This is a genomic window from Streptomyces sp. NBC_00203 (assembly GCF_045206325.1).
In the GTDB taxonomy this organism is placed as follows: domain Bacteria; phylum Actinomycetota; class Actinomycetes; order Streptomycetales; family Streptomycetaceae; genus Streptomyces; species Streptomyces lutosisoli.
The window spans coordinates 7,720,307-7,735,800 of sequence record NZ_CP108126.1 but is presented as its reverse complement, the minus strand read 5'-3'; the positions used below and the strand labels follow the sequence as shown (position 1 = coordinate 7,735,800).

The 15,494-nt window shown below is 72.1% G+C and carries 12 protein-coding genes; 3 read left to right on the top strand and 9 right to left on the bottom strand.

Going from position 1 to position 15,494, the window contains the following annotated elements:
* The first annotated feature begins 4 nt into the window (after window positions 1–4).
* From OG975_RS34600 to OG975_RS34590, 3 genes are read left to right on the top strand one after another with little or no spacing between them, the layout of a single operon-like run.
* Entirely contained in the window at window positions 5–928 is a 924-nt protein-coding gene (locus OG975_RS34600) for an ABC transporter permease (protein ID WP_406336608.1), read from the top strand.
* Entirely contained in the window at window positions 925–1,962 is a 1,038-nt protein-coding gene (locus OG975_RS34595; RefSeq protein WP_406333241.1) for an ABC transporter ATP-binding protein, read from the top strand. The genes OG975_RS34600 and OG975_RS34595 overlap by 4 nt, the downstream gene beginning before the upstream one ends.
* Entirely contained in the window at window positions 1,959–2,966 is a 1,008-nt protein-coding gene (locus OG975_RS34590) for an ABC transporter ATP-binding protein (protein ID WP_406333240.1), read from the top strand. Before OG975_RS34595 ends, OG975_RS34590 begins: the two co-directional genes overlap by 4 nt.
* Window positions 2,967–3,028: 62 nt before the next feature.
* Here the strand turns inward: OG975_RS34590 and OG975_RS34585 are convergent, their stop codons facing one another.
* The 9 genes from OG975_RS34585 to rimP all read right to left on the bottom strand — a co-directional run bounded on the left by OG975_RS34585 (window position 3,029) and on the right by rimP (window position 15,196).
* Window positions 3,029–3,982 carry a bifunctional riboflavin kinase/FAD synthetase gene (locus OG975_RS34585; protein ID WP_330307673.1) on the bottom strand — a complete coding sequence of 318 codons (954 nt, stop codon included), beginning with the start codon at window positions 3,980–3,982 and terminating at the stop codon, window positions 3,029–3,031.
* A gap of 170 nt (window positions 3,983–4,152) precedes the next feature.
* Window positions 4,153–7,773 carry a trypsin-like peptidase domain-containing protein gene (locus tag OG975_RS34580; RefSeq protein WP_406333239.1) on the bottom strand — a complete coding sequence of 1,207 codons (3,621 nt, stop codon included), beginning with the start codon at window positions 7,771–7,773 and terminating at the stop codon, window positions 4,153–4,155.
* 303 nt (window positions 7,774–8,076) lie between these two features.
* Complete coding sequence (gene truB, locus OG975_RS34575; protein WP_406333237.1) at window positions 8,077–8,982, bottom strand: tRNA pseudouridine(55) synthase TruB; 906 nt, start codon at window positions 8,980–8,982, stop codon at window positions 8,077–8,079.
* On the bottom strand, window positions 8,979–9,434 hold the full coding sequence (rbfA, locus tag OG975_RS34570; RefSeq protein ID WP_330307670.1) for a 30S ribosome-binding factor RbfA: 456 nt from the start codon (window positions 9,432–9,434) through the stop codon (window positions 8,979–8,981). Before rbfA ends, truB begins: the two co-directional genes overlap by 4 nt.
* Before the next feature lie 33 nt (window positions 9,435–9,467).
* On the bottom strand, window positions 9,468–9,761 hold the full coding sequence (locus OG975_RS34565; protein WP_406333236.1) for a DUF503 domain-containing protein: 294 nt from the start codon (window positions 9,759–9,761) through the stop codon (window positions 9,468–9,470).
* A gap of 238 nt (window positions 9,762–9,999) precedes the next feature.
* Window positions 10,000–13,146, bottom strand: coding sequence for a translation initiation factor IF-2 (gene infB / locus OG975_RS34560; RefSeq protein WP_406333235.1), 3,147 nt, complete (start codon window positions 13,144–13,146; stop codon window positions 10,000–10,002).
* Window positions 13,147–13,295: 149 nt separating this feature from the next.
* Window positions 13,296–13,574 (bottom strand): YlxR family protein, encoded by a 279-nt coding sequence (locus tag OG975_RS34555; protein ID WP_327432133.1) that lies wholly within the window; start codon window positions 13,572–13,574, stop codon window positions 13,296–13,298.
* 102 nt (window positions 13,575–13,676) lie between these two features.
* Window positions 13,677–14,687 (bottom strand): transcription termination factor NusA, encoded by a 1,011-nt coding sequence (gene nusA, locus OG975_RS34550; RefSeq protein WP_406333234.1) that lies wholly within the window; start codon window positions 14,685–14,687, stop codon window positions 13,677–13,679.
* A gap of 2 nt (window positions 14,688–14,689) precedes the next feature.
* A complete protein-coding gene (gene rimP, locus OG975_RS34545; protein WP_406333232.1) occupies window positions 14,690–15,196 on the bottom strand; it encodes a ribosome maturation factor RimP in 507 nt (168 codons plus the stop codon).
* Between the last annotated feature and the right edge of the window lie 298 nt (window positions 15,197–15,494).

Genomic DNA, 15,494 nt, shown 5'->3' with positions numbered 1-15,494 from the left:
GCCGATGACAACCGAAGCAACCACGCAGGTGGCCACGGCCAGTCCGCGCACACTCGCCTGGCAGCGTCGCCGCCACTCCGCCGCCCGCTTCTGGAAGCAGTACCGCACCCACCGGGCGGGCGTCTTCGGGCTCGCCGCCCTCGGCCTGTTCGCGCTCATCGCGCTGACCGCGCCGCTGACCGTCGGCTCCGACGTGCAGAGTGTGACGAACGCGCCGGGCGATCCGATGGAGAGCCCGAGTGCCGAGTTCCCGCTGGGGACGGATCAGTTCGGGCGCAATCTGCTCGGCCTGGTCGTGTGGGGCGCGCGGGTCTCCCTGCTCGTCGGGCTGCTGGCGGCCGTGCTGTCGGTCGCCATCGGGGCGCTCATCGGGATCACCGCGGGACACTTCCGCGGCTGGTACGCCACCGTGATGATGCGGATCACGGACTGGTTCCTGGTCATGCCGACACTGGTCCTCGCCATCGCGCTGGCGACCGTGATGACCCGTTCGCTCGGCACGATCATCCTGGCGATCGGCGTCACGACCTGGCCGACGACGGCCCGGCTGGTGCGCGCGCAGACCCTGGCCGTGGAGTCACGGCCGTACATCGAACGCGCGAAGGCGCTCGGCGGCGGGCACTGGCACATCATGTCCCGGCATGTGCTGCCCAATGTGATGCCGCTGGTGCTGGCGCAGACGACCCTGATCATCTCCTCCGCGATCCTCGCCGAGGCGACGCTCGCGTTCCTCGGGCTCGGCGATCCGACAGTCGTGTCGTGGGGCGGACTGCTCCAGGACGCGCGGGAGGCGGGCGCGGTCAGCGCGGGCAAGTGGTGGTATCTGGTGCCGCCGGGTGTCGCGATCGCGGTGGTGGCGCTGGCCTTCACGCTGTGCGGGCGCGCGGTCGAGTCGGTACTCAACCCCAAGCTGGGGGTGGCACGTTGAGCACTCCGACGTCGAGTCCTCCGGCCAGGCAACGGCTCCTGGAAGTCAGGAACCTCGAAGTGACGTACGCCGGAGGGGCCGCCGCCGTGCGCGGCGTGGACCTCTCGCTCGACGCGGGCCAGAAGCTCGGTATCGCGGGCGAGTCCGGCTGCGGCAAGTCCACGCTGGCGCTCGCGCTGCTGCGACTGCTGCCCGCGGGCACGCGCACGAGCGGGGAGATCCTGCTCGACGGCGAAGACGTGCTGAAGATGAAGTGGGGCCGGGTGCGCGCGGTCCGCTGGGCGGGCGCCTCGATCGTCTTCCAGGGCGCGATGCACTCCCTGAACGCCGTGCACCGCATCGGTGACCAGATCGCCGAGCCGATCCTGCTGCACAAGAAGGCGACCCCGGCGGGCGCGAGGAAGAAGACGGGCGAGCTGCTCGAACACGTCGGCCTGCCCGCCGCCCGCGCGGACGCCTACCCGCACGAACTCTCCGGCGGCCAGCGCCAACGCGTCATGATCGCCATGGCGCTGGCGTGCGACCCCCAGCTCGTCATCGCCGACGAACCGACCACCGCACTCGACGTGATGATCCAGGCGCAGATCCTCCGCCTGATCGAACAGCTCGTCAGCGAGCAGGAGTTGGGCCTCGTCATGATCAGCCACGACCTGGCCGTCCTGGCCGACACCTGCGACCGGCTCGCGGTGATGTACGCGGGGCGCGTGGTCGAGGAAGGGCCCGCCCAGCAGGTGTACGAGAACGCTATGCACCCGTACGGCAAGGCCCTGTCGGCCGCCTTCCCGCGCATCGGCGACACGGCGTCGCGGTTCGCGCCGCGCGGGCTGCCGGGCGATCCGCCGGATCCGTCGGCGCTCCCGGCGGGCTGTACGTTCCATCCCCGGTGTCCGGTGTCGCTGGACGCCTGCGCGACGCAGGACCAGGCACTGCGAGAGGCGGGCGCGGGGCGGTGGGCGGCCTGTGTCCACGTCGGCGCCGCGGTCCCCGATCCGGGCGGCAGCCCGGCGGAAGAAGCCAGGAGCAGCACCCCATGACGACGACAACCCCCGTGCCGACCGCGCCCCTCCTCAGCGCGCAGGGCCTGCACATCGCCTTTCCCGGACGCCACGGCGCGGCCAGGGCCCGGGCCGTCGACGGCGTCGACCTCGACATCCGGCCCGGCGAGATCGTGGCGCTGGTCGGCGAGTCGGGCTGCGGCAAGACGACGCTGGCCCGCTCCCTCCTCGGCCTCGTCCCACCGACCGGCGGCCACGTCACCTTCGACGGCAGGCCGCTCGACTACTCCACGCGTGCTCTCAAGGCCTACCGCAAGCGCGTCCAGCTCGTCCTCCAGGACCCCAGCGGATCGCTCAACCCCCGGCACACCGTGTACGACGCGGTGGCCGAGGGACTGCGCATCCACCGGTACGGCGGCGACGAGCGGGCGGCGGTCGCCGAAGCCCTCTCCCGGGCCGGACTGCGCCCTCCGGAGCGGTTCTTCCTGCGCTACCCGCACGAACTGTCCGGCGGCCAGCGCCAGCGTGTCGTCATCGCGGGCGCGCTCGTCCTGGAGCCCGAACTCATCGTCGCCGACGAGCCGGTGGCCTCCCTCGACGCCTCGGTGCGCGGCGAGATCCTCGCGCTGCTCCTGCGGCTGCGCACCGAACTCGGCCTGTCCGCCCTGGTGGTGACCCACGATCTGGGCCTGGCCTGGAACATCGCGGACCGGGTCGCGGTGATGTACCTCGGCCGGATCGTGGAGACCGGCGAGGTCGAACAGGTCCTGACAGCCCCTCAACACCCGTACACCCAGGCCCTGTTGTCCGTCCTCCCGGAGGCACCGGGCGATCCTGTCGTGCTCTCCGGCGAACCCCCGGACCCCTCCCGCATCCCGTCCGGCTGCCGCTTCCACGCGCGCTGTCAGATCCTCGCGAGCGGGGAGGCGGAGCGGGCGGGCGTGGCGGACGCGTGCCGGGGCCAGGACCTGGAGGTGCTCGGCGGGGGCGGCGGGACGCAGGTGGCGTGCCATTGGGCGCGGGCGACGGCCACTCGGCCATGACGGCGACGGGGGCGGCCGGTGCCTTTCAGCACCGGCCGCCCCCATCCACGTAACCGGGAGAACTACTCCCCGTCGTACGCCTCGATCAGCTCCCGCGACCGCTTCACGTCGTCGGCGATGGCCTCCAGCAGCGCCTCGATGGAGTCGAACTTGGCCATGCCGCGGACGTAGGCGAGGAAGTCGACGGCGACGTGCAGGCCGTACAGGTCGAGGCCGACGCGGTCGATGGCGTACGCCTCGACGGTGCGCTCGGTGCCGTCGAACTGCGGGTTCGTGCCGACGGAGATCGCCGCGGGCATCGCCTCGCCCTCGACGTGCAGCCAGCCGGCGTAGACGCCGTCCGCGGGGATGGCGGTGTGCGGGAGGGTCTCGACGTTGGCCGTCGGGAAGCCGAGCTCGCGGCCGCGCTGGGCGCCGCGTACGACGATGCCCTCGACACGGTGCGGACGCCCGAGGATCTCGCGCGCTCCCTCGACATCGCCCTCGGCGACGAGCCGCCGGGTGAGGGTCGAGGAGAAGGGCTCGCCACCGCCGGCCTCGCCCGACACGTACAGGTCCACGACCTCGACGTCGAAGTCGTAGGTCTCGCCCTGCTCACGCAGGAAGGCGACATTGCCCGCGGCCTTGTGGCCGAAGCGGAAGTTGGGGCCCTCGACGACGGCCTTGGCGTGCAGCTTGTCGACCAGGACCTTCACGACGAAGTCGGCGGGCGACAGCTTCGAGAACTCGGTGGTGAAGGGGAGGATGAGCAGCGCGTCCACACCCAGGTCGGCACAGAGCTCGGCGCGGCGGTGGTGCGGGGCGAGCAGCGGAGGGTGGCTGCCGGGGCGCACGACCTCGCTCGGGTGCGGGTCGAAGGTGACGACCACGGAGGGCACGCCCAGTTCACGGGCGCGGTCCACGGCATGCTTGATGATCAGCTGGTGTCCGCGGTGCACCCCGTCGTAGGAACCGATGGTGACGACGCTGCGCCCCCAGTCCTCGGGGATGTCCTCCAAGCCACGCCAGCGCTGCACTGTGACCGCTCCTTGTCCGAATCCGAACTCGAACCCGTGTCCGTGATTGCCTCATTCGCAGCTCTAAGGGTGCCATGCCGCGTGCGCTCGGCCTGCATCGGCATCGTGGTGTGACGTATCGCGCAGTGCCTCGTCGGGCGATGACGTGTCGCGCGGGGGCGAGGAGCAGGTCAGGCGGGCACCCGCACCCCGGCCAGGTTCTCGATCATGCGGCGGGTGCTCGGGCCGACCACCGCGGCCCACTCCTCGGGCGCGCCGGTCAGCCAGCGGGCCACCAGGGCGGCGAAACCCGGGACTTGGCGGGCCAGGTCGACGAGACCGCGGTCGAAGCCGGTGGCTCCGGCCGGGGTGCGGACGAGGAGGAGGCCCGCGCGGTGCACCAGCTCGCGCGTGGCCTCCTCACCCCTGCGGTCCGCGCCGGCCGCGGCGGCCTTGAGGAGGGTGTCGAGGACGGCCGGGTCCCGCTCGTGCGCGAGCAGCAGATCCAGCAGCTCGCGCCGCAACGGCCGTGACGCGTGGCTGCCCGGCGCCGCGAGGACCGTCACGAGCGCCGCCCGCACCGACGCGGGGCAGCCCTCCAGCAGGCCACTGACCAGTGGAAAGAGCACCGCGCGTGTGGTGGGCCCGTATTCCAGGCGCCGATCCACATAGGCGGCCACATGCGCGGCGGCCTCGGGGCGCAGTTCGACGGCCTCCCGCACCATCGCGGCGACGCTGCGGGCCAGGGCGGGCGTGGTGACGTCGGCGAGGGTGCGCAACACCTCGCCCATGCCGGGGCCCGACTGCCGCAGCCGGGTGCGGAAGGCGGCGAACACCGGGTCCGGGTGGGTGGTGAGCGCGGCGACCAGGGCGCTCGCGGGCAGCTGGGGGTCACCGGCCGTGAACCGCTCCAAGGCCCCCGGCAGATACCGGTCGCGGGTTCGCGGATCCCGTACGAGGAGACCGAGCGCTCCGCCGTGCAGCGTGCAGTCGGCGGGGCGGGCCAGCAGCTCGAGCGCCGCGTAACGCAGCAGCTCCCGGTCGGCCTCGGTCCGCACGAACGGCGCGGCCCGCAACCCGTAGGCCACCGCAGCCACCCGCCGCGCCGGCCGCTCGTCGTGCGCCCACCGGTCCACCGCCCGGCACACGGCCGACGGCTCCTCCTCGGCGAGCACGGCGAGCAACTCGTCGCCGCGCCGGTGCGCACTGGCCACCAGCGCCTCCGCGAGGTCGTCCAGCGCCCGCCGCCGATGCGCGTACAGCAAGGCCTGCGCGGCAGTCGCCACGGTCGCGTGCGGGGTCGCGGGAAGGGGCCGCTCGTCGTCGAACCACTGCGTGAGATGGGGTTGTACGGCGGCAGGGCGGGCGGCGAGGAGCCGGGCCACGGCGTCCAGGTAGCGGGGGACGGCGTCGGCGGCCTCGCTTGCCGCGTCCGCCGCGTACCGTGTCCCGTCCGCGACCACCAGACGCCTCAGCAGGTCGAACCGCTCCGTCTCCGGCAGCGGCAGCGCTTCCCAGAAGCGCGGCCCGAACTCCCCCGGTACGGCCCTGCCCCGCTCCCGCCACCTCACGATCCGCTCGGCGAGCAGCCGCAGCACACCGATGTACGGCGTCGCGTCGGGCACGCGCAGCAGGACGTCCGCGCAGAGGTGGGTGGCCCACCAGGCGGGGTCACCGAGCGGGCCCGGTGCCTTGGGCAGCAGGTCGTCGAGGGCATGGACCAGGTCCTCCAGACGGAGGGCCAGCTCGGCGGTGCCCTGTTGACGGGCCAGGACGAGCAGGGTCTCGACGACGGAGCCGATGCGGTGGCGGGGGACGGGGAGGAGGTGCGCCGGGGAGGAGGTGGCGGCGGACCGGGAGCGCCGGGCCCTTCCCTGCGGCCCCGGAGCCGGCCGCCCCCGGTGGACCAGGGCGTGCAGGGCCGGGTCCAGGTCCAGATGGGAGCCCTGGATCCAGTCGGCGAGTTCCTCGTGGGCGAAGCGGTAGCCGTTGCCGGCGGGCGCGAGGAGGCCCTCGGTGAGGACGGCGGAGGCCCAGCCGGTGGTACCGGTGAGGCAGTGGCCCGGCGCGGGGCCCCACGGGAAGACGGCTTCGAAGGACGCGCGGTCGAGCTCACCCTGCCCGGGGCCCAGACAGCGTCGCGCGGCCTCGTGCACCTGGCCGGAGACCTGGGCGGCGAGCCGCCGTACGACCGTGCCGCGCAGCCCGCCGGCGGCGGCGAGCCGGACCGCGATGCGCAGGCACATCAGGTCCAGGTACGCGGCGAAGACCTCGTCGCGGCCGAGCCGCTCGGCCGGGGCGTCCGGCAGCGCGGCCCGCACCTCGGAGAACAGCCGCAGCGTCAGCGGGTGCCGTGCGTCGGCCTCCGCGAGCGCGTCCTCGGGGATCCCGGCGCGGAACCGGGCCCGCCGGGCCTCCCCCTCGGTCAGATCTCCCAGCCGCACGCAGGACGGCATCAACGGGTCCGATCCGGTCTCGGCCCGGTGCAGCGACTCCGCCGGGAACTCCGCCCCCGCCTGCTCCCAGTACTCGGCCCGGCATCCGACGACGAGCCGCGCCCCGGTCTCCCGCAGCCAGGCGGCCGTCCCCTCGGTCCACTCGGGCAGCCGGTGGGCGAGGGCGGGCGGCATTTCCTCGGGACCGTCGAGGAGGAGCAGGAGCGGCCGCCCCGCGTTCCGCGCCAGCCGGGCCAACCGCTCGGGACCGATGTCGCCCAGTTCACCGTCGTACCTGCCGGGAGGCAGCACATCCGCCTCCGCGGACACCCCGGAGGCCTCGCCCGAAGCCTGCCCCGAGGCCGCCACGATCCGCCCCGCCCGCTCCAGCGCCCGTGTCGCCGCGTCCGCGACGGAGGTGTCGTCGGCGAGGAGGTCGGCGCCGCGCAGCCACAGCACGGGGGCCGGTTCCGCGCCCCGGGTGCGGCGGGCGGCGAGGGCCGCCAGTTCCGTCGTACGGCCGCTGCCGGGTGGGCCGACGAGCCCGAGTACGGTGGCCGTTCCGGTCTCGAAAGCGGTGAACTCCCTGACGACGTCGGCCCGTTCGACCGGTCCGGAGGGCGCGCCGCCGGACCCCACCGACGTGGCAGCGCCCGGCCCGTCCGAGCCGACCGAGGTCGCGGTGAGCTCCAGTACCCCCGCCAGATTGAGATCGGCTCCGTAGGCGGGCACCGTCGCCGCGTTACGGTCCAGCAGCTCGACGAGCGGCCCCTCGACACCCCGCAGGGGGACGGCGAACCCCGCCGCCCGGTACCCGGTGTGCAGCGCGGTGCCGAGCACCCCCACCACCGCTCCGGTCGAGGCGTCGAGGACCGGTCCCCCGGCCGCCCCGCCGCCCAGCCGGAGCGCGTCCACGCCCGCCGTGCCGATCGCCAGCTCCAGGGCGTCGTCCAGGAGATGGAAGCGGTCGGTCGCCGTGTACGTGACGGCGGACGAGCCGAGCACCCGCGCCTCGCGCCAGCCGCCCGCGGCGATCCGTACATACGTGCCGGTCGCGACTCGGTCCCGCACGGTGACGGGGAGCGGGTCGAGGCCGAGACCTTCGGTGCGTACGAGAGCCAGGTCGGCGTCGGGCAGCGGCGTGACCGCATCGGCGCTCACCACGCAGGTGCGGTCGCCGGGGGCGTGCAGGACGAGACAGGCCAGGCCGTCGACCGCCTCGTGGCTGGTGATCACCGTGCCGTGGTGGTCGGCGACGAAGCCCGTGCCGCGCGGGCGCCCCGCCAGGTCGCAGACGCGTACCAGGGCCTCGTCCCGTGCGTCCCGGGTATCGTCCGATGCCTGTCGGCCCCCGGTCCGCGGGCCCCGTCCCGCCATGCTCGAACCTCCCCGCCGTGCTCCTGCTTCGACGGTAGGCGCGGGGTGATCAGCGGGAAAGATCGCGCGGCGAACGCGCCCCCTTCCGCTCCCTTGGTTCACTCCGAGCGCCTGCACGAAGGGGTGAATAGGCGAGGCCGGATGGATACACCCTTGTGTGGGGGAACCGAGGGGGGACCGTGGAGCGGCGGGCACGAAACCCCGTGATCGCCGCTCCACGGGCGGGGCCCGGCAGGACCACCGCACCGCCGTACGCGAGAGACGCGGCGGGAGGACGAAGAACGCGAAGAACGCCGAAGAACGTCAGCCGAACACGGCCAGGCTCTTCGCCTTCCCCTTCTGCTCCTCCACCAGCGCCAGGAACAGTCCCTCGGGGTCGAACACGGCCACGGCACCCTTGCCCGCGTACACGTCGGGCATCTCCAGGCGTACGCCGTTGAGCAGCAGCCGCGCCCGCTTGGCGTCCACGTCCCAGCGCGGGAACGCGGCCGCGGCGGCCTCCGCGATCGGCATCACGGTCAGCTCCTCCTGGAGCTGGTCGAGGGTGCGCGCGGAGTCGAGCTTGTAGGGGCCGACGCGGGTGCGGCGCAGGGCGGTGAGATGACCGCCGACGGCCAGGTCCGCGCCCAGGTCCCGGGCGAGCGCCCGGATGTATGTGCCGGAGGAGCAGACGACGGAGACGACCAGGTCGAGCACCGGCGTGCCGTCCTCGGCGACGGCGTCACGGATGTCGTACACCGCGAACGACGAGACGGTCACCGGGCGGGCCGGGATCTCGAACTCCTCGCCCTCGCGCGCCCGCTTGTACGAGCGCACGCCGTCGATCTTGATGGCGCTGACCTTGGAGGGCACCTGCATGATGCGGCCGGTCAGCTTGGCGATCCCGGCGTCGACGGCGTCCCGCTTGACGCCGGAGGCGTCGGTGGACGAGGTGATGTCACCCTCGGCGTCGTCCGTCAGGGTGTTCTGCCCCAGCCGGATGGTTCCCAGGTACTCCTTCTCGGTGAGCGCGAGGTGCCCGAGGAGCTTGGTCGCCTTCTCGACGCCGAGGACGAGCACGCCCGTCGCCATGGGGTCGAGGGTGCCGGCGTGTCCGACGCGGCGGGTCCTGGCGATCCCGCGCATCTTGGCGACCACGTCGTGCGAAGTGAAGCCCGACGGCTTGTCGACAATGACAAGCCCGTCGGGCGTCTGGTGCTTCTGGGTCATTCTGCGGCGTCGCCGTCCGTCTCGTCGTCGTCTTCCGGCTTCTTGTACGGGTCCGCGTCACCCGCGAAGGAGGCGCCGGCCGAGACCTCGCGCACCTTCGCGTCCGAGGCCCGCGCCTTGTCGAGCAGGTCCTCGATGGTCTTGGCGGTGTCCGGCAGGGCGTCCGCGACGAAGGTCAGCGTCGGCGTGAACTTCACGCCCGCCGCCGCGCCGACCGCCGAGCGGAGCACGCCCTTGGCGCTCTCCAGGCCCGCGGCGGCCGCCGCGCGCTCCTCGTCGTCCCCGTACACCGTGTAGAAGACGGTCGCCTCCCGGAGGTCCCCGGTGACCCGGGTGTCCGTGATGGTGACGTGTGTGCCGAGCCGCGGGTCCTTGATCCCGCGCTGCAGCTTCTGGGCCACCACCTCTCGGATGAGGTCCGCCAGCCTCTTCGCCCGCGCGTTGTCGGCCACTGGTCCGTCTCCTTCTTCGCCTTGCTTGTTTCGTCAGTCTTCGTCTTTGTGGAGCCTGCGCCGTACCGACAGCAGCTCCACCTCCGGTCGCGCCGCGACGAACCGTTCGCACCGGTCCAGTACGTCGGTGAGGTGCTCGGTGTCTCCGGAGACCACCGCGAGGCCGATCTCGGCCCTGCGGTGAAGGTCCTGGTTGCCCGTCTCCGCCACGCTCACCGCGTACTTCCGCTGGAGTTCAGCGACTATCGGCCGGACGAGGGAGCGTTTCTCCTTGAGCGAGTGAACGTCGCCGAGGAGTAGATCGAAGGACAGTGTCCCCACATACATGTGTAACCGGATGTCCCGCCGGTACGGGATAGATGGCCTGCCAATGCACTTGGCAGGGACATCAGAACCGTACATCGAACGGGTGGGGTGCTCGACGGGGTTTTTCGGCTGCGGGCCGGTGGGGGCCGTTCGCGCAGTTCCCCGCGCCCCTTAAGGGGCGCGGGGAACTGCGCAATCTTTTCAAACGGCAAGCTGGCCGACGGTGACAAGTCACCGCCGGCCAGCTCACACAACCGCTTTACGAGCGCGGCTTCTCGCGCATCTCGTACGTCGCGATGACGTCGTCGACCTTGATGTCGTTGAAGTTTCCGAGGTTGATACCACCCTCGAAGCCTTCGCGGATCTCGGTGACGTCGTCCTTGAAGCGACGCAGACCGGAGATGGTGAGGCTCTCCGCGATGACCTTGCCGTCGCGGACGAGTCGAGCCTTCGTGTTGCGCTTGACCTCGCCCGAGCGGACCAGGACACCGGCGATGTTGCCCAGCTTGGACGACTTGAAGACCTCGCGGATCTCCGCCGTGCCGAGCTCGACCTCCTCGTACTCCGGCTTGAGCATGCCCTTGAGGGCCGCCTCGATCTCCTCGATGGCCTGGTAGATCACCGAGTAGTACCGGACGTCGACGCCCTCGCGCTCCGCCATCTGGGCCGCGCGGCCCGCAGCGCGGACGTTGAAGCCGATGACGATGGCGTCGGAGCCGGTCGCCAGGTCGATGTCCGACTCGGTGACCGCACCCACGCCGCGGTGCAGGACGCGGATGTCGACCTCTTCGCCGACGTCGAGCTGGAGCAGCGAGGACTCGAGAGCCTCCACCGAACCGGACGCGTCGCCCTTGATGATGAGGTTGAGTTCCTGCACCAGACCGGCCTTGAGGGCCTCGTCCAGGTTCTCCAGGGAGAACCGGACACCCCGGCGGGCGAAGTTGGCGTTGCGCTCGCGCGCCGCGCGCTTCTCGGCGATCTGACGCGCCGTGCGGTCCTCGTCGACAACCAGGAAGTTGTCGCCGGCGCCCGGGACGTTGGTGAGACCCAGGACCAGGACGGGGGTCGACGGACCCGCTTCCTCGACGTTGTTGCCGTTGTCGTCGAGCATCGCCCGGACACGGCCGTACGCGTCGCCGACAACCATCGTGTCGCCGATGCGCAGCGTGCCGCGCTGGACCAGGACCGTCGAGACGGCACCGCGGCCACGGTCGAGGTGGGACTCGATCGCAATACCCTGCGCGTCCTGCTCCGGGTTGGCCCGCAGGTCGAGCGAGGCGTCCGCGGTGAGGACCACGGCCTCCAGCAGGGAGTCGATGTGCAGACCCTGCTTGGCGGAGATGTCGACGAACATGGTGTCGCCGCCGTACTCCTCGGCCACCAGACCGAACTCGGTCAGCTGACCGCGCACCTTGACCGGGTCCGCGCCCTCGACGTCGATCTTGTTGACCGCGACCACGATCGGCACACCGGCCGCCTTGGCGTGGTTCAGCGCCTCGATCGTCTGGGGCATCACACCGTCGTTGGCCGCCACCACGAGGATCGCGATGTCGGTCGACTTCGCACCACGGGCACGCATGGCGGTGAACGCCTCGTGACCCGGGGTGTCGATGAAGGTGATCTTGCGCTCTTCGTCGTTGACCTGAGTCGCGACCTGGTACGCACCGATGTGCTGCGTGATACCGCCGGCCTCGCCCGCGACGACGTTCGTCTTGCGGATGGTGTCCAGCAGTCGGGTCTTACCGTGGTCGACGTGACCCATGACAGTCACGACCGGCGGACGCGCGACGAGGAACTCCTCGCCACCCTCGTCCTCGCCGAACTCGATGTCGAAGGACTCGAGCAGCTCGCGGTCCTCCTCCTCGGGGCTGACGATCTCGAGGACGAAGTTCATCTCGTCCGCGAGGAGCTTCAGCGTCTCGTCGGAGACGGACTGCGTGGCAGTGACCATCTCGCCGAGGTTCATCATCACGCCGACGAGCGACGCCGGGTTGGCGCCGATCTTCTCGGCGAAGTCGGTGAGGGACGCACCGCGCGACAGGCGGACGGACTGTCCGTTGCCACGAGGCAGCATCACGCCGCCGACCGACGGGGCCTGCATGGCCTCGTACTCCTGGCGCCTCTGCCGCTTCGACTTGCGACCACGACGCGCGGGACCGCCGGGACGACCGAAGGCGCCCTGCGTGCCACCACGGCCACCCGGACCACCGGGACGACCACCGAAGCCGGGACGGCCACCGCCGCCACCGCCCGGACCACCGGGACGACCGGCGAAGCCGCCACCGCCGCCACCGGGACCGGCCGGACGACCGGCGAAGCCGCCACCGCCGCCACCGGGACGACCGGCGAAGCCGCCGCCACCGGGACGACCGCCGCCGCCACCACCGGGACCACCGGGACGACCGCCGCCGCCACCGGGACCGCGGCCACCGGGGCCACCACCGGGACGGGGGCTGCCCGCAGCGGGACGCTGCGGCATCATGCCGGGGTTCGGACGGTTACCGCCGGGGCCGGGGGCCCCACCGGGACGCGGAGCCTGCGGACGAGGCATGCCGCCGGGGGTCGGACGGGCACCGCCCGGACCGCCCTGCGGACGCGGAGCGCCGCCGGGACCGCCCTGGGGACGGGGAGCACGGTCACCACGGTCCTGACCCGCGCCCTGCGGACGCGGACCGCCCGGGGCACCGGCGCCACCGGGACGCGGGGCGCCGCCCGGACGGGGCGCCTGCGGGCGCGCCATGCCGGTGGAGCCACCAGAGGTGAACGGGTTGTTGCCCGGACGCGGGCCGGCCGGACGAGCGCCGGGACGCGGAGCCTGGCCGCCGGGACGCGGAGCGCCCTGACGGTCGCCGCCGCGCTCGGGACGGTCACCACGGCCCTGGCCACCCTGGCCGGGACCGGCCGGACGGGCACCGGGACGCGGAGCCTGGCCGCCGGGACGCGGAGCGGAGCCCGGACGGGGACCCGCGGCGGGAGCCGCAGGAGCCGACGGGGGCGCCGTGAACTCGGCCGCGACCGGAGCCGGAGCCGCCGGAGCGGGCTTCGGGGCGGGCTTGGGACCCGGACGCGGGCCCGGAGCGGCCGGAGTCACCGGGGTGACCGGAGCCGCCGCGGCGGGCGCCTCGGCCACGGCCGGCTTCGGGGCCGGCGGGCGCGGGGCAGCCGGACGGGCCGCCTGCGCCGGAGAGGGGGCGCCCGGCTTGGCCGGGGCAGCCTTGCGCGCGGGGGCGGGCTTGCCGCCACCGCTGCCCTGCTGGAGGGCGTCAGTCAGCTTGCGTACAACGGGCGCCTCGATCGTCGAGGACGCCGAACGGACGAATTCACCGAGTTCTTGGAGCTTGGCCATGACGACCTTGCTCTCAACCCCGAACTCCTTGGCGAGTTCGTATACCCGGACCTTAGCCACTTCGCTCCTTTTAGGTCCGGGATGCGTCCGGACCGTCGCTACTTCATGGGCGTACTCATCGCGTGCTCATCGAGTGCTCATCGCAATCTCGACCTACTTCCAACTCGCGGGGGGTACCAGGGCCGCACGGGGGTTCCGTACGACGCTTCTTACGGTGTTGCCTGCTCGACGTAGAGGCGCAACGCCGCTGTGTCGAGCGCTCCCGGGGCACGCAGCGCCCGTGGGATCGCCCGGCGGCGGACCGCCAGGTCGAGACAGACCAGGGCGGGGTGCACATAGGCACCCCGGCCGGGCAGCGTACCGCGATGATCGGGGACACATTCACCCTCGACCGCCACGATGCGCAGCAGATCCTTCTTGGCCGCTCGCTCCCGGCACCCCACACAGGTGCGCTCAGGGCATGCGCGGGCTCGCGTCCGGCCAGACACTCTTTAGTCTACCTCCCCGTACCGACCTCACCCCTTTGGGGCAAGAATCGAACGGTTGTTGTCGTGATCTAAGCCACCTGCGGCTCAGATCTATTCCCGCTGCTATTCCCCGGACCGCCGCGAGGGCTCCTCGGACGGCTGCTCGGTGTCCGGACGGATGTCGATCCGCCAGCCCGTGAGGCGGGCGGCGAGGCGGGCGTTCTGCCCTTCCTTGCCGATCGCCAGCGACAGCTGGTAGTCGGGGACCGTCACCCGCGCGGAGCGGGCCGCGAGGTCCACGACCTCGACCTTGGAGACACGGGCCGGGGAGAGCGCGTTCGCGACCATCTCGGCCGGGTCGTCCGACCAGTCGACGATGTCGATCTTCTCGCCGTTCAGCTCGGCCATGACCTGGCGCACGCGCCCGCCCATGGGGCCGATGCAGGCACCCTTGGCGTTCAGGCCGCTGCGGGTCGACCGGACGGCGATCTTCGTACGGTGGCCGGCCTCGCGCGCGATGGCGGCGATCTCGACGGAACCGTCGGCGATCTCCGGCACCTCGAGCGCGAAGAGCTTCTTCACCAGATTGGGGTGCGTACGGGAGAGGGTCACGGACGGACCGCGGACACCCTTCGCCACCCGAACGACGTACGAGCGCAGCCGCAGACCGTGCTCGTAGTTCTCACCCGGGACCTGCTCCTGCACCGGCAGGATGGCCTCCAGCTTGCCGATGTCGACCAGCACGTTCTTGGGGTCGCGCCCCTGCTGGACCACACCGGTGACGATGTCGCCCTCACGTCCGGCGTACTCACCGAGCGTCGCGTCGTCCTCCGCGTCGCGCAGACGCTGGAGGATGACCTGCTTGGCGGTGGTGGCGGCGATCCGGCCGAAGTCCGACGGGGTGTCGTCGAACTCGCGTGCCTCCTGCCCCTCCTCCAGCTCCTGGGGGTCCTCCTTCGCCCACACGGTCACATGGCCGGTCTCCCGGTCGAGCTTCACGCGCGCGTGGCGGCGGCTTCCCTCGGTGCGGTGGTAGGCGATGAGGAGGGCCGACTCGATCGCCTCGACCAGCAGGTCGAAGGAGATCTCCTTCTCCCGCACCAAGCCCCGCAGGGCACTCATGTCGATGTCCACGGCTACGCCTCCTCTGCGTTCTCTTCGTTCTTGTTCTTGCGGTTGAACTCGACCTGGACGCGCGCCTTGGCGATGTCCGCGAAGGCGAGCCGCTTGGCGGTGGGCTTGCGCCCCTTCACGCCCGGCACCTCGACGTCGATACCGTCGTCCTCGACCGTCAGGATGCGCGCGACCAGTTCGCCATCGTCCTCCAGCTGGAACTTCACCAGCCGGTCCGTGGCGCGTACGTAGTGACGGTGCTCCTTGAGCTCGCGCTCGGCACCGGGGGTTCCGACCTCGAGGGTGTACTCACCCGCACCCATCGCGTCCGTCTCGTCGAGCTTCGCCGAGAGCGCGCGGCTCACATCGGCGATCGCGTCCAGGTCGGCACCCTCGTCCGAGTCGACGACGACACGCAGCACGCGCTTGCGCCCGACCGAGTCCACCTCGATCTCCTCGAGATCGAGTCCCTGAGAGCTGACGAGCGGTTCCAGCAGTTCTCGCAGCCTCTCGCTCTGGGTGGTGCTCATCCGGGTGACTCCTCGGCCGCGTGTGCTGTTGTGGGTAGGTCGTGTGTCAGGTCAAAGGGTATCCGGTCGCGGGGGGTGTTGCCGTCCACCGTGACGGGGTGCGGGTGCGTCGCGTTTTCCTCGCCCCCGCCGCCCCTACCCGTCCCATCCCTGGGGGCTCCGCCCCCAGACCCCCAAAAGATTGCGCAGTTCCCCGCGCCCCTGAAGAGAGTCGTCTGCGGGTGGGTGGGGGCTGGTCGCGCAGTTCCCCGCGCCCCTAAAAGCACCGGAGGCGACGGGGCGCAGCCCCGAGCCGTCA

Coding starts and splice junctions, on each gene's coding strand:
- truB (WP_406333237.1), bottom strand. CDS start 8,982: ATGACCCAGAAGCACCAGACGCCCGACGGGCTTGTCATTGTCGACAAG.
- OG975_RS34600 (WP_406336608.1), top strand. CDS start 5: ATGACAACCGAAGCAACCACGCAGGTGGCCACGGCCAGTCCGCGCACA.
- OG975_RS34580 (WP_406333239.1), bottom strand. CDS start 7,773: ATGGCGGGACGGGGCCCGCGGACCGGGGGCCGACAGGCATCGGACGAT.
- rimP (WP_406333232.1), bottom strand. CDS start 15,196: ATGAGCACCACCCAGAGCGAGAGGCTGCGAGAACTGCTGGAACCGCTC.
- OG975_RS34565 (WP_406333236.1), bottom strand. CDS start 9,761: ATGTATGTGGGGACACTGTCCTTCGATCTACTCCTCGGCGACGTTCAC.
- OG975_RS34590 (WP_406333240.1), top strand. CDS start 1,959: ATGACGACGACAACCCCCGTGCCGACCGCGCCCCTCCTCAGCGCGCAG.